Raw genomic sequence first — 18,150 nt, forward strand, 5'->3', positions numbered from 1 at the left:
TCGTAGGTCCAGTTCGACGTCTCCGTGTCCACGAAGATGATCCGCGCGTCGGAGTAGCGCGAGTCGTCGTCGCTCCACACGTAGTAGTCGCCGTAAGGACCATCGGGTTCGGCACGGGACTGCTGGAACCACGGGTGCGCGTCGGAGGTGTGGTTGAGCACCAGGTCCGTGATCACCCGGATCCCCCGCAGGTGCGCCTCGTCCAGCAGGTGCACGAAGTCCTCCACCGTCCCGAACTCGGGCAGCACCGCGCGGAAGTCGCTGATGTCGTAACCCCCGTCGCGCAACGGGGACGCGTAGAACGGCGGCAGCCACAGGCAGTCCACGCCGAGCCACTGGAGGTAGTCCAGCCGGTCGGCCAGACCGCGCAGGTCACCGGTGCCGTCGCCGTTGGAGTCGCTGAACGCCCGCACCAGCACCTCGTAGAACACAGCGCCCTTGAACCAGTCCGGGTCGCGCGGCGCCGGCCGGGCCGAGCCGAACTCGGCGGCGCTGGGCTCGACGACCGGGTCGGCCTCGAACGGGCGCGTCATGACCGCACCACCGCGGCGATGTGCGCGACCGCGACGCGCGGGTCGAGCTTCACGTAGTCCTCGCCGCCCCACTCGAAGACCTCGCCGCCCACCTCGTCGAGCACGGTGACCCGTGCTCCGGGCGCGAGGCCGAGCACCTCGGCGTCCCACCGGACGGTGCCCTCGCGCACGTGCTCCGGGTCCAGCGTCACGACGACGAGCACGGTGTCACCCGTGGCCGCGTCGGTCTTGGAGTACGCGATCAGAGCGTCGTTGTCGGTCTCGTGGAAGCGCAGCGTCCGCAGCTGGCGCAACGCCGGATGTGCCGCGCGGATGGCGTTGAGCCTGGCCAGCCACGGTTCCAGCGACCGCCCCGCGGCCAGTGCGCCCGCGTAGTCGCGCGGCCGCGGCTCGTACTTCTCCGAGTCCAGGTACTCCTCGCTGCCCGGCCGCACGGCCTTGTGCTCGAACAGCTCGTAGCCCGAGTACACGCCCCACGTCGGCGACAGCGTCGCGGCCAGCGCCGCCCGCAGCGCGAACACCGCCGGACCACCGGTCTGCAGCGACTCGTGCAGGATGTCCGGCGTGTTCACGAACAGGTTGGGCCGCGACTCGTCGGCACGGGCGACGAGCTCCTCGCCGAACGCCGTCAGCTCGTCCTTCGTGGTGCGCCAGGTGAAGTAGGTGTAGTTCTGGGTGAAACCCAGGCGCGCCAACCCGTAGAGCCGCGCGGGGCGGGTGAACGCCTCGGCCAGGAACAGCACGTCCGGGTGCTCCCGCTTGACCGCGGCGATGAGCCACGCCCAGAAGTCCGGCGGCTTGGTGTGCGGGTTGTCGACCCGGAAGATCCGCACCCCGTGGTCGACCCAGTGCAGCACCACGCGGAGCACCTCGGCGTAGAGGCCGCGCGGGTCGTTGTCGAAGTTGAGCGGGTAGATGTCCTGGTACTTCTTCGGCGGGTTCTCCGCGTAGGCGATCGTGCCGTCGGCGCGGGTGGTGAACCACTCCGGGTGCTCGACGGCCCACGGGTGGTCCGGGGCGCACTGGAGCGCCAGGTCGAGCGCGACTTCCAGGCCCAGCTCCCCGGCGCGGGCGACGAACGCGTCGAAGTCCTCGATCGTGCCCAGGTCCGGGTGTACCGCGTCGTGCCCGCCGTGACGCGAACCGATCGCCCACGGCGACCCGGTGTCACCCGGCAGCGCGACCGGGGAGTTGTTGCGGCCCTTGCGGTTCACCTCGCCGATCGGGTGGATCGGCGGCAGGTACACCACGTCGAACCCCATCGACGCGACCCGGTCCAACTCCTCGGCCGCGGTGGCGAACGTCCCGTGCACCGGCACGCCGTTCGCGTCACGACCACCGGTCGACCGCGGGAACAGCTCGTACCAGGAGCCGACCAGCGCCCGCGGGCGGTCCACCAGCAGCCGGTGGGTCTCGCCGCGGCTCACGAACTCGCGCACCGGGTCGGCCCCCACGACGCGGTCGACCTCGTCGGACAGCGCGAGCCGCAGCCTCTCGACCAGCAGCAGGCCGCGGGCGCGCAGGGCGGCCGCCGCCCGGCGCAGCAGCACGGGGTCGTCGGACTCGACCCGCTCCAGCAGCAGCGCGCCCTCCTCCAGGTCGACCGCCACGTCCGCGACGCCCGCCCCGGCGGCGGTCTTCGCGAGCACGGCGTGCCGCCAGGTCGTCCACGGGTCGCCCCAGCCGTCGACCCGGAACGTCCACTCGCCGGGCGCGTCCGGCACGACGTCGGCCAGGTGCGTGTCGCTCCCCTCGGGGCCGGGCGCCATCCGGGTCGCGCGCTCCTGCTCGTCGTGCGGTCCGCGCCACACGAGCGTGGCGCCCACGGCGTCGTGCCCCTCGCGCCAGACCACGGCGCGCACCGGGACGTGTTCCCCCACAACGGCTTTCGCGGGTCGCCGCACGACCGGGGTGACGTCCTCAACGGCGATCCTCATCGCGCCGCCCTCCCCCGCTTGCCGGTGGCCGGACGGGGCGGGTGGCCGAAGTCGTGCGTCATGGCGGTACTCCTAAGCACCACAGGGTGATCACCGGGCGGGACCGTCCGCTGTGGACGATCCCGCCGACCCGCCGTCGTGGCGGTCCACCGCCACGACACCAGGGTCGCCCCGGTGGTCTCAACGATCCGGTCCACACCGGATCCGACTGCTCCAAGTCGGTCGTGCTGCGTGCTGTCAGGCGTAGGGCCGCAGCCACCGCTCGTCCGACCGCTGCCGCTCCAGCTCGCGCACGAGCCGGTAGCCGTGCGCGACGGAGCTGAGCGTCACGTGGTGGTGCCAGCCCTGGAACGAGCGGCCCTCGAAGTGCCGGAGCCCGGAGCCCTCCGCGAGGACGTCCACGTCCTCCTTGACGCTCTCCCGCGCGTGCAGCAGAGCGGCCAGTTCGACGATCCCCGACGCACCAGAACTCGTCAGCCACAACGAGGACGGCCGGGCCGACCGGCTCGACGTCCACTCGGCCAGCACGCGGCGGGACCGCGCGAGAGGCCGTCCGGCGCGCGCCTCACCCGGCCCCTGCACGCCGGGCACGGTGGCCACGACGAACTGCGACGTGACCAGGTCGCCGCGTGCTCCCTGCCAGCGCGACAAGGTGGTCCGACCCCGTGCGGCCGCCTCGGCGGCCAGTCGTCCGACGGTGGGCACCGCGGTGCCGGGCACGAGCCGACCCCTGGCGCCCACCGGTAACGCCGGGGTCGACGCGGGCACCCGCACCACGTACGGCAGTCCCCGCTGCTCGAGCCCGCGCACCAGCGGGTAGACCTCGCGGTCGTCGTGCAGCTCCACCACGACGGGCGCGGGCGGCAGTCCCCAGGCGACCAGCTCGTCCACCAGTTCCAGCGGGTACGCCCAGTCCGGCCGGGACCGCTCGGAGGCGGGCAGCCTCACCTTCGACCGCTGGTCGACGTCGCCGTCCCAGCCGCGCGGCACCACCAGGCGCCAGTCGACCGGGACGCTGCCGCCGTCACCGACCAGGAACACCGCGATCGCCCGCTGGCAGTTGAGCACCCGACCGGCGGACGGGGCGTACTGCCGGGCCACGGCGGCGGAACTGTCGCCGTTCTTGGGGAAGACCACCTCCTGCACGACCCACGCGCGGGGGCGCAGCACGGGCACGACCTGCTCGGCCAACGCGCGCCGCACCGGCTCCCAGGCCCACGGGCTCTGGTTGACGAACTGCTGCAACGACTGGCCCGCGTCGCGCCCGACGACCTGGTCGGAGATGCGGCGTATCGACTTGCGGCCGGGGACGCTGAGCAGCCCGCGCACGTACGCCTCGCCCCAGCGGCGCTGGTCGGCGCGGGCCACCGAGGAGAACACCCCCTGGCTGAACGAGGAGAAGGCGGACAGGTCGTGCAGGTCGAACTCGACGGGTGCGATCCGGTCTGTTTCCATGGTTGTCGAACATCCCTTCGCGACGGAAGAAGAACGATTCGAGCGATCGGTTCGGGAAACCGCAGCGGAAACGGGGAATATTTCACCGATCCCCACGAAAGCTGGTTCCACCTCTTCGGAAAACCACCTGCGGAAGCACGTCCCGCCCTTTCGGCGACGCGGCTCGAACAACGGTGTCCCCACGCACGACCGATGCGGCGCGACCTCGACGTCGCGACCACGGCGATCCGAGCCTCGTCCCCGGTTCCGGCACTCGCGGCACAAGCGCCGATCCCTTCCCGCTGGTCACTCCGATCGCAGGAAGCCTCTCAAGCAACATCGAACAATGGTTAGAATGCGCTGGTGGTGGCACTGGGAGTGCCAGCCACGAGAACGGATCCCGCACCATCCGAATTTGTCCGTTCGCATTCTTTCCCGGCCGTATGTCCGATATCCGGTCAGGCACGTGGTCCATTCGCCACCGACTGCCGCACCCATTCGTCCCAATACCGGGACTTCGGGAATCACCGCGTTCACCGAACGCGAACGGGCGTGTCGCCTGGAACTGGCGGTGCCACCACTGCTGCGTTCTGCCGGAGCGGGCCGCGGTGCCCCATGATCGGCTGATCATGGAACCGCGCGGGCCTGTCAGCGGGCGGACGCGCGGTCGCGAGAACGGGAGTTCGTGTGATGACCGAGGTGACCGAGGTGGCGGCCGGCGCGACCGGCGCGGTCCTGCTGGTCCTGGTGTGCCTGAGCGTGCTGAGAACGGTGTTCGCACCGGGACAGCGGTCCTCCAGAGCCGCCCGGTGGACGGCGCGGCTCGCGGCGCGGGTGGTGGCGCTGACGGTGCGCGGCCTGCCGCCCAACACCGCCGGACGCCTGCTCGACCTGTGCGCCCCGCTCGGCCTGTGCGCCCTCGCGGCGGTGTGGCTGCTGGGTGTGTGCGGCGGCTGCGCGCTGCTCGCCGTGGCCACCGGTACGCCCGTGCGCGCGCTGGTCGAGCGCCCCGGTGCCGCCGGGACCGCGGCGGTGCTGCTCGTGGTGTTCGTCGCGGTGGCGTTCACGACCATGCTGGTGCGCATCGGCGACGCCTACGACCGCCGGGAGCGGGCGCTCGTGCAACTGGTCGCGGAGGTGCCGCTGCCCGCCGACATCGACACCGTGCTGGCGATGTGCATCGGCTCGACGTCGCGGGCGCGGATCGACCACCGCTTCGAGGAGTGGGCGTCGTGGTTCGCCGACGTCCAGTACACCCACCTGAGCTACCCGGTGCTGCTGTACTCCCGCCCGGCGGGCGACACCTCGTGGACGAGGGCCGCGGTGATCGCCCTGGACTCCGCCGCCCTCGTGGTGTCCATGGCTCCCGGCTGGGCCCCCCACCAGACCCGCGTGCTGCTGACCTGCGGGGTCAACTGCCTCACCAAGCTGTGCGCCGCCGCCGGGCTCACCACGCCCGCCACCGGACCGAGCCACCAGGGGCGAGAGGAGAACACGTTCGGCGACGCGGTCCGCTATGCGACGGACGCAGGCCTGAAACCCGAACGCGACCACGACCAGATGTGGTCCGCCTTCCAGGACCTCCGCGCAGGCTACGCGCCCCGCAGCACCGCGATCTGCCACGCACTCGGCTACGACATCGACCGCCCCGCCTACCCATAACCGGCCGAAGCGCCTGTCGCACAACGACATTCGGAAGCGCGCACACCAGGGACGCACCACCAGCCCGTACACCGCCGGGTACCGCCCCCGGCGGGCAGGGACAGGAGTCGGCCATCGGGAACGACACGCGCTGGACGCGGCCGGTCTCACGGTCGATGCCCCTGCTCTCGTCCCACGGCAGGAACAGGTCGCGCCACGAGTTGCGCACGAGCACCCCGTCCGACCTCAGGACCACCGCCAGCCGCCAGGTCTGGATCACCAGCACCACCAGCAGACCGACGAGCACCCCGCCACGTCCTGCGGACCGGTCTCCACGAAGTCCTGCTGCGGGGCACTGCCCCCACCCCGTGACGCCGGTCACCCATCTTGACTGCCTACCAACTAGAAGGTAGAAATTGTCGGGTGACCACGACAGCGGATCGGATCCTGGACAGCGCTCAGGCGCTCGTGCAGGTTCGGGGGTACAACGGCTTCTCCTACGCCGACATCAGTGCCGAGCTGTCCATCACGAAGCCGAGCATCCACCACCACTTCCCCACCAAGGCCGCCCTGGCCGAGGCGCTGATCGCGCGCTACCGGGAACGGTTCGCCGTAGCGCGAAAGGAAGTCGACGACGACGCGGCGGGTGCGCGGCAGCGCCTGGTGGGTTACGCCGGGCTGTACGCCGAGACCTTCGCCCAAGGCGGTCGCATCTGCCTCTGCGGTGTCTTCGCCGTGGACGCGGAGAGCCTGCCCGTCCAGGTGCGGCAGGCGACGGACGCGTTCTTCGCCGATCAGCGGCAATGGGTGGCGGGCGTGCTGGCCGAGGCGGGCATGCCCGCCACCCGGACCGGCGCGGCGGCCGAGGCCTACCTGGCGTCCCTGGAGGGGGCGCTGCTGCTGGCCCGCGCCCACGGGCAGCCGGACGGCGCCGCCGGACAGGATCGGGATGTGGTCCGGTCGGTGGCGGCGACCTTGGTCGACGCCCTGCTCTGACAACGCACCACCCAAGGCCGCCGCGCGTGGCACACAGCGGCGGCCTTTCGCATGACCAGTCAACCTTCCAACTAGTAGGTAGTCAGATGAGGAGAACCACCATGGAACAGGACTTCACCGCTCGCAAGCTCGTCGTGGTCGGCGGCAGCAGCGGCATGGGCCGTCAGATCGCCGAGGACGTCGTCGACCGCGGCGGCAGCGCGGTCGTCATCGGTTCCCGCCGCGAGCGGGTCGAGAAGACCGTGGCCGACCTCGCCACCCGCGGACAGGCGTGGGGCATCACCGCCGACCTGCGCGATCCCGCCGAGGTGACGCGGGTGCGCGAGGAACTGGCCGACCAGCACGCCGACACGACGTTGCTGGTCAACGCGGCAGGCGTGTTCAAGCCGTTGCCGTTCCTCGAACACACCCCCGCCGACTACGACGCCTACCTGGACCTGAACAAGGCCACCTTCCTGATCACCCAGACCGTGGCGCGGCACATGGTGGACAGCGGCCGCGGTGGCGCCATCGTCACCATCGGCAGCATGTGGGCGAAGCAGGCCATCGCCGCGACCCCGTCATCGGCGTACTCGATGGCCAAGGCCGGCCTGCACGCCCTGACCCAGCACCTCGCCCTGGAGCTGGCCGCCCACAAGATCCGGGTCAACGCCATCTCCCCCGCCGTGGTGGCCACCCCCATCTACGAGGGCTTCATCCCACCGGCCGAGGTCGACACCGTCCTGGCGGGGTTCGACGACTTCCACCCGATCGGCCGGATCGGCACCACCCGGGACATCTCCGCCGCGGCCACCTTCCTGCTCTCCGACCAGGCGGGCTGGGTCACCGGCGCGATCTGGGACGTCGACGGCGGAGTCATGGCGGGCCGGAACCAGTAACCCCCGAGGCGCTTGCCAGGCCTGTGCGGGCTCCACGGCTCGGAGCCCGTACAGGCCCCCCTTCGGGTCCGCGAACGCCGTCCCGGTCGCGGCACGCCAGCGCTCCTCCGCGGAGCGCATGATGTCGTTGCCGAGTTGTTCGAGGAAGCGGCCCGCTGTCGCGAGCCGGGATCCGGTAGTCGTATCGGGCCCGAAGACCTCGGCTCCGCGGAGCGCGGTGGCGGCAAGTCGTTGGTTGGCGCGGAATCCGACCACGGCGGAGCGGAAGCCCGCGTCCTCGTCGATGAAGTACCGGTGGCGCCTGCTCCGGTCGTCACGACCACGGCGGACCAGTCCCTGGTCCAAGAGGAGGCGGACCGCGACCGAGACGGTCGCCGGGCTGACCTGGAGGTGTCGCGCCAACTCGGCGGCCGTGCGACTGCCGGTCTCGGACGTGAGCAGGCATGCCATCACACCGGCGGCGGTGCGCGGCAGACCGGTCTCGACGAGAGCGCGGGTGAGATCGGTGACGAACGGAGCGGTGTGGTCGAGGTCGGTGATCGACCGCGCCGCCGCGTGCGGGCGGGGCCTGCGCCGGGCGCGGTGGGCGGTGGCGAGCTGTGCCAGTTCGGCGCGGTAGTGGCCCGGCCCGCCGTTGCGCGCGACCTCACGACTCACGGTCGAGGCGGGACGGCCCAGGCGTCGGGCGATCTCGGCGAAATCCAGCCCCTGCGCCAATCCGGCGGCGATTCGCTGCCGGTCGGCTCCGGTCAGTCTGCGTCCCGGCATCCTTCCGGCTCCCCCGATTCGCCGTCGTGACGTGCAGTATGCGGGCCGGTCGTCGGCCGTTGCAACGCACTGCCCTTGGGCGTGCATTGGTCGGCACTGTCATTGCAACTACCGATCATGAGCACGACCAGCGCGAACGGCGTCGATCCGGTCGCGGTTCGATTGCTCCCGCTTTCGGCGTCCGCCTAACGTCCCGGATCAGGAAGCCGGACAACGGTATTCGGCGACCTCCCAGCGACAAGCGAGGTACCTGCATGGCCGAGTCCGCCGTCGAACTGCCCACCGAACGCACTCCGGGCCGTCCGTTCGACCCGCCCGCGGAACTGTCCGACCTCAGCGGCAGGGCGCCGCTGACCCCTCTGCACTTCCCGGACGGGCACGAGGGGTGGCTGGCCACCGGCTACACCGCGGTGCGCCGCGTGCTGGCCGACCCGCGCTTCAGCAACCGCGGCGAACTCCAGCATTCACCGTTCCCGGAGCACGCGGGGATGACGGCGCCGCCCGCGCAGCCGGGGGACTTCCTCAAGATGGACCCGCCGGAGCACACCCGGTACCGAAAACTCCTGGCGGGCAAGTTCACCACGCGCCGGATGGCCCAGCTCACCGAGCAGGTCGACCTGATCGCCGCCGAACACCTCGACGCGATGCAACGGCATGGCGGGCCGGTCGACCTGGTCGCGGCCTACGCGCTCCCGATCCCCGCCATGGTGATCTGCGAGCTGCTCGGCGTCCCCTACGCGGACCGCGAGCGCTTCCAGGCCGACGCCGCCCAGCTCCTCGGGCCCAACACCACACCCGCGGGGAAGTACAAGGCGTTCGAGGCGTTGAGCGCCTACGTGCGAGGGCTGATCACGGCCAAGCGCGCCGACCCGACCGACGACGTGCTCAGCGAGCTCACCGCAGGCGACCTCACCGTCGACGAGCTCGCCGCCATGGGCGGGCTGCTCCTCGCGGCGGGCCTGGACACCACCGCCAACATGATCGCGCTGGGGACCTTCGCGCTGCTGCGGCACCCCGACCAGTGGGCGGCACTGCGCACGGACCCGCACCTGGTCGGTCCAGCGGTCGAGGAACTGATGCGCTACCTCACGATCGTGCCCACGCTGGCGCGCGTGGCGCTCGAGGACGTCGAGCTCGACGGGCACCTGGTCAAGGCCGGGTCCACGGTCGTGCTGGCGATGGCGGCGGCCAACCGCGATGCGACGAAGTTCCCCGATCCGCACACCCTGGACCTGCGTCGCGATCCCGCCGGACACGTCGGCTTCGGCCACGGCCCCCACCTGTGCCTCGGTCAGCAGCTGGCCCGAGTGGAGATGCGGGTCGCGCTCCCGGCGTTGGCCGCCCGGTTCCCCGGCTTGCGCCTGGCCGTCCCCGCCGACGACGTCGTGCTGCGCGAAGGAGCGGACATCCACGGCGTGACAACGCTTCCGGTCACCTGGTGAGGAGCGGCGAGGGTGGTGATGACGGCGCCACCGGCGGATCCCCGGCACCTGCTGGACGAACCGGAGCCGCGCGTCTTCGCACTCACCCGACCGGCTCGTCCGTCGCGCGGGCCAGGGCGCGGTTGTTCAGCACAGGGTAGAAGGCAAGCGCCACCAGGATGAGGAGGACACCACCGGCGACGTAGGGGACCTGGACGGTGAACGCGCCGGCGAGAACGCCGCCGAGCGCCGCACCGACCGGCCCTCCCGCCATCACCACCAGTCTGCTCGACGAGAGCACCCTCCCCAGGAGCCCACGGGGCACGATCCGCTGGCGCAGCGTGCTCACCACGACCTTCTCCGCGGTCATCAGCGCACCGGTCACCATCATCATCGCGGCCGCGACCCACGCGTCGGCGGCAAGTCCCAAGACCAGAACGGCCGCGCCCACGCCGGCTTTGCCCGTGAGCAGCACCGCGCCGGGGCCGAACCGCTTGGCGGCGGCCGCGGCCGCCAGTCCTCCGGCCGTCGCGCCGACCGCGGTGGCCGTCAGCAGCAGACCGAAACCGGAGTCCGGAAGTCCGAGGACTTCCTTGGCCAGCAGCACGAGCATCGCGAACTGGGCCGTGACGACGACGTTGCCGAGGCAGGACACCACGGCCAGCGCCCGGAGGGTCCGGTTCCCGACCAACCACCGGACGCCCTCGACGATGTCCGTCCACACGCTCTCGCGCGGAACGTCCGACTTCTCCTCCGGTTCGGCGTCCGTCCGGATCGAGAGGATCAACAGGCCGCTGGCGGCGAACGAGAGGGCGTTGCCCGCGAACGGCAGGAAGTTCCCCACCCCGAAGAGGGCGGAGCCGACCGGCGGCCCCGCGAAGTCCTCACCGACGCTCTCAGCGGCGGTGATCCGCCCGTTGGCCGTCGCCAAGCTCCCCGGATCCCTCGACACGAAGTCGGGAATCGCCGACTGGGCGGCGACGTCGAAGAAGACCTGGCCCAAGCCCAGCAGGAACGCCGCGAACACCAACACCAGCAGGTCCACCCGCGAGGTCAGGATCAGCGCCACAAGAGCGACCAGGACGGCGAACCGGCCGAGGTCGGCCCACACCATCACACGCCGGCGGTCCAGCCGGTCCACCACGACACCGGCGTGCAGCGAGGCCAGCACCCAAGGAAGCTCGGCGGCCACCACGACGAGGCTCAACGCGATCGGACCGCTGGTGCTCTGCAGGGCGAGCAGGGGCAACGCGGTCGCGTGCATACCGGTGCCGACGGACGACACGAGCGTGGCACCGAAAAGCCGGTGAAAACGACCGCCCAGCGTCACCTCGCCGATCCCGGCCCGACCCTGACGAGCCGCTGGGTGCGAGTCGACTCCACCGCTTCGCCGTCGTACAGGGTCATGGTCCGCGGCCAGTCCGTCCACTCGTAGGTCAACGCTCACGCGTCGACGACACCGGCAGTATTCCCGACGGGCACGCCCGCGCGCCGACATCCATCCATGCCGGAGTCAGGCGGCGACCTTCGCGGCCACCCTGGTCCAGTTGGCGGCCAGGTGCTCCTGGATCTCCCGGTGCGGGAAGCGCAGTGCGCTGCCGTGGGCGCGCAGCAGCAGGTTCTCCTGCGCCCAGGCGAGAAACGCCAGGTAGTCCACCGGCCCCCGCCCGGTGTCGTGCAGCGCGTGGAACAACGCCCGGTACTCGAGGTGGGCGAGGCCGCCGAACAACAGGTAGCAGCAGGTCGAGGACACGAGCGCCAACGGCAGGGTCATGGCGGACGCCACACCAGGGCCGTACGCGGCGTAGAGCGCCGCGAGACTCACCAGCGACGTGGGGAGCACGATCAGCAGCACCGCCAGTCGCCCATTGCGTGCCGACCGGCGGATCCGCTCACCAGGTGGGGAACCGGCCGAGTTGGGCCGGCTCTCCCGGCTAACGCCGAGTGCGAGCAGCAGCGGTACGTTCGGGACGATGATCGTGAGCACGGCGACCGAGAAGGCCGCCGGCGCGAACGGTCTGCCCGCAGTCTGCACCAGCACCAGCACCGTGACGAGCGCGCTGGGGAGCAGCATCGCCTTGGCGAACGACCGCAGGCCGCGCACCCGCCAAGCCAACGGGATGGGCAGGTCGTCCGCGTGGTCCGCGGCGAGGTTGATCCGGGTGAAGATCGCGATCGGCAGCACCTGCAACAGGAACTTCACCGTCGTGGTCCCGCGGGTGGCGACCACGCCGACCGCCGCGCCGACCACGACCGCGATCAGCACCACCCGGCGCAGTGCGCGGTCCAGGAGCCGCAACCCCGAGCGCTCAGTCACATCGGTGAGCCACTTCGCCGGGATCCGGTCCACGAAGAACTCCGTGCGGCCGTGCAGCGCCATCCACCTCGCCAGCCAGGAAAGCCACCTCCGCACGTCCTGTTCGGGCCACGGCGGACGTCCCTTGCGGCCGATCAGCGAGTCGACGTAGAGGGTGAGGATCTTCTTGCGGCGGTGCCGCGCCGGAAGGCCTGCCAGCGACGTGCCTGCCGTCGCCAGGTGGGCGACGACGCCGAGCATCAGCGGTCGGCGGACCAGGTCCCACCACTGCTTGTCGCGTTCCGACACGGCGGCGACGGCGTCGGCGGCCGGGTTCTCCAACGCCCGCAGGTAGGCGACGACCCGGTCCCTCGGCGGTTCGAGCACGGTGACCGTGCCGACGAGCGTGGGTGGGAGGTCCCGTGCGAAGTCCTCCGTGCGGCAGGCCACGGCGACCGGGCAGGGATGTGCGTCCAGGAAGGCGTGCAGCGCGTCGAGAAAACCCTTGTCGGCCTCGTCCAGGCCGTCCACCAGCAGGACCACGGTCCGGTCGGCGATCCAGCGCGCGACCGCCTTGGGCTTGACGCCGGGGTAGGTGTCGACCACGGCGTCGCGCAGCCAGCGGGGGAAGGGAGCACCCCGCCACGTCCCGGCGTCGACCAGAACCGGGACCGCGTGGGTCTCCTCGCGGCACAGCCGGACGCACAACCGGGTCAGCACCGTGCTCTTGCCGCTGCCGCCCACGCCCAGCAGCACCACCGCCCGCCCGTTGGCCTCGTAGGCGGTCAGGACGTCGGAGTACCGGCGCGACTGCGCGTCGGCGAGTTCCAACGGCAGTTCGGGGACCTCCGCGAAGGTGGCGTCCAGCCTCGCCTGCTCGGCGGCGAGCACCCTGGCCACGGCTTGGCGGCGGGCGACCAGGAGGCGTTCCGGGGACTCGACCGCCTGCCGGTAGGTCGCCACGGCGAGGGCGGGTACCAGGACTGCCAGGACCGGCCACGCCCAGGTCTTCAGCAGTTCGGGCGGATCGGTGGTGACGAGGTTGACGAAGTAGGCCACGGCGACCGTGAGCACCACGACATCCGCGACGACCAACGCCTTCCGCATACCCATGATGATCGCCGGCGCGGCCGAGGGCGCTACAACCGCGACCAACACCGGATCGCGTGCGGCCGATCCGTCGTCACGGTGTGGTGGAGCGGTCGGGCAGCGGTGGCTTGGGGTGGAGGGAGTTCCACGTGAGCTCGGGCAGTGGGCCGCTGGTGATGTCGAGGTCGCCGCGGGCGTGGGCGTAGAAGTCGTTGCGCAGGCGCATGGCGTTGCGGTAGGCGTCGGTGAACGCGGACGGGTCGGGGTGTTCCTGGCGGAGGATGTGTTCGAGCTGCCACACCTGTTCGCTCCACGCCCGCGCGGCCGAGATCGTCGTCGGGTCGCCGAGGAGCAGGACGGTCTCCCAGCGTGCCGCTCGGTCGGTCTCGGCTTCGGCGAGGTCGGTGAACGCGGTGTCGAGGTCGACGGGCTGACCGGTGGACAACAGCTTCCTGGTCTCCGCGATCCGACGGCACAGCCGGACCATGCGCTTGACCGCGTGGGCGTACTCCGAGTACGCGAGGAGGCGCTGCTCGTCCCACCGGGCGGACTGGGTCCGTCGCCAGCGGGCTCGTTCGACGGTGGACGTGAAGAGGAACGTGGCGGCTGATCCGAGCAGGACACCGGCGATGGTCAACACCTGCGCAACGATCGGGTTCACAGGTCGCAGCCTGCCGGCTCGCGGGACGTCCTACACACCCATTGGGGGCTTACCTCCGGACTCCGGAGTCCGGCACCCCCGCGTAGTCGGGCAGCTCGACGCCGTTGATCGCACGCCCGACCAGTTCCACGAACCACTCGCCCGAGAAGTCGGGGAGCGGCTCGGCGTCCGGCGCCGGCAGGTCGCGGGTGCGGGCGTTCAGCCTGCCGATCTCCTGGTTGGCCTCGACGTACGAGCGCATCCGCTCCTCGTAGCGGGCGAACCCGACTTCGGGGTCCCACCCGGCGGCGGCCAGTTCACCGGCCAGCAGGTAGGCGCCGACCAGTGCGAGCCCGGTGCCCTGCCCGGACATCGGCGACGAGCTGAACGCCGCGTCCCCGAGCAGTCCGACCCGTCCGCTCGACCAGCGGTCCAGCACCACCTGGGCGACCTGGTCGAGGTAGAAGTCCGGGGTGTCGTCCAGGTGCTCGAGGATGTCCGGGGTCAGCCAGCCCAGGCCCGCCACCCGCTCGCGCAGCATGGACTTCTGGGCCGCGACGTCGCGGTGGTCGACGTCGAAGTCGGGCGAGGCGAAGTAGAACATCGCCATCGCACGGGTCGCGTCCTGGATGGGGCGCAGCAGGACCGAGCGCCCGACCTCCTGGTGCTCGAGCAGCCAGCGGTCCAGCCCGAACCCGTTGGGCACGCTGTAGAAGGCCAGCACGTGCCCGAGGTGGCGCAGGTACCGCTCGTGCGGTCCGAAGACCATCGCCCGCAACGCCGAGTGCAGCCCGTCCGCCCCGACCACCAGGTCGAAGCGCCGCCGGTCCCCGCCCGCGAAGACCACGTCGACCCCGTCCGGGTCCTGGGTGAGCTCGGCGATCCGGTCGCCGAACAGGTACTCGACGCCGTCGCGGGTGTCGTCGTAGAGCACCCGCGACAGGTCCCCGCGCAGGATCTCGATGTCCGCGATGAACCCGTCACCGCCGTCGTCGTCGGCGCGGAAGGTCTCCAGCACGTTCCCGTCCACGTCCACGGTGTGCGCGCCCGCGGTGTCGGTGCACGCCGCGCGCACCGCCGCGTCCAGGCCCATGCGCACGATGACGTCCTTGGCCACCCCGCGCGCGTCGACCGCCTGCCCGCCGGGCCGCAGCTCGGGAGCCCGCTCCACCACGGTCACCTCGGCTCCGCGCCGACGCAGCCAGTGGGCCAGCGCGGGCCCGGCGATGCTCGCCCCCGCCACCAACACCCTGATGCCGCTCACGACGCCCCCCGCTCACCCGTTCGGACCACGGCCCGGATCCTACGACGGCGTGAGGTCCGATCGGCGGATGACCGGAGGTTCCGGCACGTCGTCCACGAGCGGTCCAGCACCCCGGCGAGACCAGAACGCTCGAACCGCGATGAGTCCGGGCCCGGTGCATGGTCTTCAGACACGTACACGTTCCCCGCGTCGGAGGCAGCTGTGAAACTCTTGCTCACGTCAGGCGGCGTCACGAACCCGAGCATCCACGCGGCGCTCGTGCGGCTCCTCGGCAAGCCGATCCCCGAGTGCCGCGCCCTCTGCGTCCCGACCGCCCAGTGGGGGCACCCGATGTGCGGACCGGCATCGGTGCAGGGGTTCCTGGCCGCCAAGCCCGCGTGGCAGCACTTCTCCGGCCTGGGCTGGGCGTCGCTCGGCGTCCTCGAGCTCACCGCGTTGCCCACCATCGGCGCACAGCGGTGGGTTCCCTGGATCCGGGAGGCCGACGTGCTCCTGGTCGACGGCGGCGACGCGACCTACCTGTGCCACTGGATGCGCGAGTCCGGGCTGGCGGACCTGCTGCCGTCGCTGCCCGACCTGGTCTGGGTGGGGGTGAGTGCGGGCAGCATGGTGATGACGCCCCGGATCGGGTCGTACTTCGTCGAATGGCCTTCCGCGCCCGACGACCGCACCCTGGGGGTCGTCGACTTCTCGATCTTCCCGCACCTGGACGCCTTCCCCACCAACACCCTGGCCGACGCGGAGCGCTGGGCCGCCGACATCGACGTCCCGGCCTACGCCATCGACGAGCAGACGGCCATCGAGGTCGTCGACGGCTCCGTCGAAGTGATCTCCGAAGGGCACTGGACGAAGCTGCGGGGATAGCCGCCATCGTCCGGCTGGACCGGCGCAGCACGTCGTTCCTGTCAACGCGAACGTCCACCGTGGTGGTCCTGCGGTATCACCCGCGGTAGTACGGAAGGATCACCGCCAGGGGCCACCGCGGGTGGATGGGGGGAGCGGTTCCGCCTCGATAGCGTCGAAGCCATGACCGATGTCACTCCTGAGGCCGCCGTGGACAACGGATCCCGGCCCGGCCGACTCCGCCTCGCCTTCGCTTGGCTCGTAACGGTTCTGGCGGTGTCCACCGCCGTCCTGCTCTACTTCGCCGTCCTGCTCGTGACCGCGCAGACGACCGGGAACGCCGTGCTGTCATACGTTCTGGCCGCACTCGTCGCGCTCGGGTGCGCCATCGGCTTGGCGCGGTGGTCGGTTCGGCTCCGAGGTGGCCGCACGCGCCTGACCCAAGGCCTCTGCATCGCGGTCCCACTCCTGCTGGTGGCCGGGCTGTCCTGGACGTGGTTCGGGGCGCCCGCGACCTACACGCCGCTGCCCGACTCCTCCTCCGTCCAGTACTGGGATCTGCCCACGGGCTCCCGGATCGGCTACGTCCGCACGGCGGGGACGGTGACGCACAGCGAACCGGTGCTGCTCGTCCACGGCGGCCCCGGAGCCCCGGCGACCGAGAGCGCCGAGTTCGCCGGGCGCCTCGCGGCCGCCGGGTTCGCCGTCTACACCTACCAGCAGGTCGGTGCGGGCCAGTCGAGCAGGCTCGACCCGGAGGAGTACACCCTCGACCGGCACGTCGCCGACCTCGAAGCCATCCGGCAGGAACTGGCGGCCCCGAAGGTGGTGCTGATCGGCTCGTCCTGGGGCGGGCAGCTCACCGCCCACTACATGGCCACGCATCCGGACAACGTCGCCAAGGCGGTCGTCGCGAGTCCCGGAGCCATGTCCAGCGACTCCTTCGAAGACGGCAGCCTCACCCCGACCGGCAGCAGCGACCAGACCCGCCGGTTCTCCGAGCACACCCGTTTCGCGGCCACGTACTTCCTCGCCCAGCTGGGCGGACTGCGCGCGGCCCGGACGTTGATGCCCGCCGACACCGCGGACGGTCTCTACCAGCAGTTCGTGCACAGCCTCAACATGAGCTCGGGTTGTCCCGATGCCGTCGCCGCCGACCGGCCCGCCGAGGCCACCGCCGGCTACAGCCTCTGGGTCAACATCGCCACCCTCGCCTCGGCGTCGAAGGCCGCCGACCCCCGACCCGCGTTGCGCCACAACCAAACCCCGGTGCTGGTCCTGCGAGCGCAGTGCGACTACCTGCGCTGGGAGGTGACCCGCGAATACCGCGACACGTTCCCCCGTGCGACGATGCTGACCGTCGACGGCGCCGGGCACACCGCCCTGGCCGACAAGCCCGCCGAGACCGGCGCGGCCGTGGTCGCCTTCCTCACCGGAGAACCCTTGCCAGCCAAGCCGTACACCGCGTCGGAAGCACCGTGGCAACGTTGAGGTGCCGAAGCCACGGGGGAAGCACAGCTCCGCCAACGGTTTCGACACGCTGGCCGTCAACGCCCACCGGGCCGACGACAAGACCGACGACGGTGAGGCGATCTTCCGCCTGGTCTGGGACACCTGCGCCGAGGCCGGCGACACCGCCCCACCCCCACTACAAGTCCTGACGCCGCAAGGTCCGGTTCCACCGGTGGTGGAGCCGGACCGCCGTTCAGGCCAGGGCGGCCAGGTGCGCCTCGATCACCCGCAGCTGCAGGTCCGGTGTCGTGGCGTGGTCGGGCAGCTGGGCGAGGACCTGCATCCCCATCGCCATCGCCAGGAGCTGTTCCGCGATCACCGCGTCGGGGACGGCCGTCCGCACCTCGCCGTCCCGTCGGGCCTCGGCGAGCAGGACCACCATGTCGTCGCGCCAGCGCTGCATCCGGGCGTCGCTGGTGCGCGCCAACGCCCCGTCGGTGACGGTGCGGCTCCAGAACGGCAGGACGATGCGGGCCTCGAGCAGGGTGACCTCCTTGGTGGGCACCAGCTCCACGAGGAACGCGCGCAACGCGGCCAGCCCCCGCTTGCCGGAGGCGGCGGCGCGGATGCGGAGGTCGGTCTGCTCGGACACGTAGACGTAGGCCGCCTCGATCAGCGCTTCCTTGTTGGGGAAGTAGTGCACGAGCGCGCCGTTGGCGTAGCCCGCCTGCCGCGCGATCTCGCGCATCGTGGCGGCGTCCGGCCCCTGCGTGGCGATCAGGCGCCACGTCACCTCGAGGATCGCGCGACGGCGTTCGGCGTGGTCGACCAACTTCGGCAAGATTTCCCCCGCTCTGCTGCCGAACCCCTGCGACGTCGGTGTATCTTGACTCTACCAGCGTAGAACAACGCAGCTCAAAGCCCTGCACGTCGAGGTCGGCCCGATCGTCGACGTCGG

General features: G+C 71.3%; 14 protein-coding genes and 1 pseudogene. 6 read left to right on the top strand and 9 right to left on the bottom strand.

What is annotated here, in order from left to right:
* From CLV43_RS17560 to CLV43_RS17570, 3 genes are all read right to left on the bottom strand, one after another.
* Positions 1–533: alpha-amylase family glycosyl hydrolase (locus tag CLV43_RS17560; RefSeq protein WP_245886611.1), on the bottom strand; the 533-nt coding region annotated here is incomplete at its 3' end.
* Entirely contained in the window at positions 530–2,470 is a 1,941-nt protein-coding gene (locus CLV43_RS17565) for an alpha-1,4-glucan--maltose-1-phosphate maltosyltransferase (RefSeq protein WP_106188304.1), read from the bottom strand. The genes CLV43_RS17560 and CLV43_RS17565, both read right to left, overlap by 4 nt.
* 237 nt (positions 2,471–2,707) lie before the next feature.
* A complete protein-coding gene (locus tag CLV43_RS17570) occupies positions 2,708–3,925 on the bottom strand; it encodes an IS701 family transposase (RefSeq protein WP_106188305.1) in 1,218 nt (405 codons plus the stop codon).
* A 669-nt stretch (positions 3,926–4,594) separates the two neighbouring features.
* Between CLV43_RS17570 and CLV43_RS17575 the strand changes: the two genes are divergently transcribed.
* The 3 genes from CLV43_RS17575 (at position 4,595) to CLV43_RS17585 (ending at position 7,419) form a co-directional block, all read left to right on the top strand.
* Positions 4,595–5,566: a hypothetical protein gene (locus CLV43_RS17575; RefSeq protein ID WP_106188306.1), complete on the top strand. Its 972-nt coding sequence runs from the start codon at positions 4,595–4,597 to the stop codon at positions 5,564–5,566.
* Between the two features lie 402 nt (positions 5,567–5,968).
* Positions 5,969–6,541: a TetR/AcrR family transcriptional regulator gene (locus CLV43_RS17580; RefSeq protein WP_106188307.1), complete on the top strand. Its 573-nt coding sequence runs from the start codon at positions 5,969–5,971 to the stop codon at positions 6,539–6,541.
* 101 nt (positions 6,542–6,642) lie between these two features.
* A complete protein-coding gene (locus CLV43_RS17585; RefSeq protein ID WP_106188308.1) occupies positions 6,643–7,419 on the top strand; it encodes an SDR family NAD(P)-dependent oxidoreductase in 777 nt (258 codons plus the stop codon).
* Between the two features lie 354 nt (positions 7,420–7,773).
* Here CLV43_RS17585 and CLV43_RS49300 read toward each other — a convergent pair.
* A pseudogene (locus CLV43_RS49300) lies at positions 7,774–8,274 on the bottom strand (helix-turn-helix domain-containing protein); the annotation flags it as partial.
* Positions 8,275–8,441: 167 nt separating this feature from the next.
* Here CLV43_RS49300 and CLV43_RS17595 point away from each other — a divergent pair.
* Complete coding sequence (locus CLV43_RS17595; protein ID WP_106188309.1) at positions 8,442–9,629, top strand: cytochrome P450; 1,188 nt, start codon at positions 8,442–8,444, stop codon at positions 9,627–9,629.
* Positions 9,630–9,711: 82 nt separating this feature from the next.
* Here the strand turns inward: CLV43_RS17595 and CLV43_RS17600 are convergent, their stop codons facing one another.
* From CLV43_RS17600 to CLV43_RS17615, 4 genes are all read right to left on the bottom strand, one after another.
* A complete protein-coding gene (locus CLV43_RS17600; protein WP_106188310.1) occupies positions 9,712–11,106 on the bottom strand; it encodes an MFS transporter in 1,395 nt (464 codons plus the stop codon).
* A gap of 15 nt (positions 11,107–11,121) precedes the next feature.
* Complete coding sequence (locus CLV43_RS17605; protein ID WP_106188311.1) at positions 11,122–13,011, bottom strand: NACHT domain-containing protein; 1,890 nt, start codon at positions 13,009–13,011, stop codon at positions 11,122–11,124.
* 76 nt (positions 13,012–13,087) lie between these two features.
* Positions 13,088–13,654 carry a hypothetical protein gene (locus tag CLV43_RS17610; RefSeq protein ID WP_245886613.1) on the bottom strand — a complete coding sequence of 189 codons (567 nt, stop codon included), beginning with the start codon at positions 13,652–13,654 and terminating at the stop codon, positions 13,088–13,090.
* Positions 13,655–13,703: 49 nt separating this feature from the next.
* Complete coding sequence (locus CLV43_RS17615; RefSeq protein WP_170155884.1) at positions 13,704–14,897, bottom strand: FAD-dependent monooxygenase; 1,194 nt, start codon at positions 14,895–14,897, stop codon at positions 13,704–13,706.
* Between the two features lie 201 nt (positions 14,898–15,098).
* Here CLV43_RS17615 and CLV43_RS17620 point away from each other — a divergent pair, with 201 nt between their 5' ends.
* Entirely contained in the window at positions 15,099–15,761 is a 663-nt protein-coding gene (locus CLV43_RS17620; RefSeq protein ID WP_106188312.1) for a Type 1 glutamine amidotransferase-like domain-containing protein, read from the top strand.
* 255 nt (positions 15,762–16,016) lie between these two features.
* The gene (locus CLV43_RS17625; RefSeq protein ID WP_170155885.1) at positions 16,017–17,231 is read left to right on the top strand and encodes an alpha/beta fold hydrolase; all 1,215 of its coding nucleotides are present in this window, start codon (positions 16,017–16,019) and stop codon (positions 17,229–17,231) included.
* 214 nt (positions 17,232–17,445) lie between these two features.
* Here CLV43_RS17625 and CLV43_RS17630 read toward each other — a convergent pair whose 3' ends face one another.
* Positions 17,446–18,033, bottom strand: a complete 588-nt coding sequence (locus CLV43_RS17630) for a TetR/AcrR family transcriptional regulator (RefSeq protein WP_106188314.1) — start codon at positions 18,031–18,033, stop codon at positions 17,446–17,448.
* Between the last annotated feature and the right edge of the window lie 117 nt (positions 18,034–18,150).

This window comes from Umezawaea tangerina, assembly GCF_003002815.1.
GTDB lineage: Bacteria > Actinomycetota > Actinomycetes > Mycobacteriales > Pseudonocardiaceae > Umezawaea > Umezawaea tangerina.

What these genes read in the sequence shown, in the direction of transcription:
- CLV43_RS17565 (WP_106188304.1), bottom strand. Translation starts at nt 2,470, where the DNA reads ATGAGGATCGCCGTTGAGGACGTCACCCCGGTCGTGCGGCGACCCGCG.
- CLV43_RS17570 (WP_106188305.1), bottom strand. Translation starts at nt 3,925, where the DNA reads ATGGAAACAGACCGGATCGCACCCGTCGAGTTCGACCTGCACGACCTG.
- CLV43_RS17575 (WP_106188306.1), top strand. Translation starts at nt 4,595, where the DNA reads ATGACCGAGGTGACCGAGGTGGCGGCCGGCGCGACCGGCGCGGTCCTG.
- CLV43_RS17585 (WP_106188308.1), top strand. Translation starts at nt 6,643, where the DNA reads ATGGAACAGGACTTCACCGCTCGCAAGCTCGTCGTGGTCGGCGGCAGC.
- CLV43_RS17595 (WP_106188309.1), top strand. Translation starts at nt 8,442, where the DNA reads ATGGCCGAGTCCGCCGTCGAACTGCCCACCGAACGCACTCCGGGCCGT.
- CLV43_RS17600 (WP_106188310.1), bottom strand. Translation starts at nt 11,106, where the DNA reads ATGTCGGCGCGCGGGCGTGCCCGTCGGGAATACTGCCGGTGTCGTCGA.
- CLV43_RS17605 (WP_106188311.1), bottom strand. Translation starts at nt 13,011, where the DNA reads ATGCGGAAGGCGTTGGTCGTCGCGGATGTCGTGGTGCTCACGGTCGCC.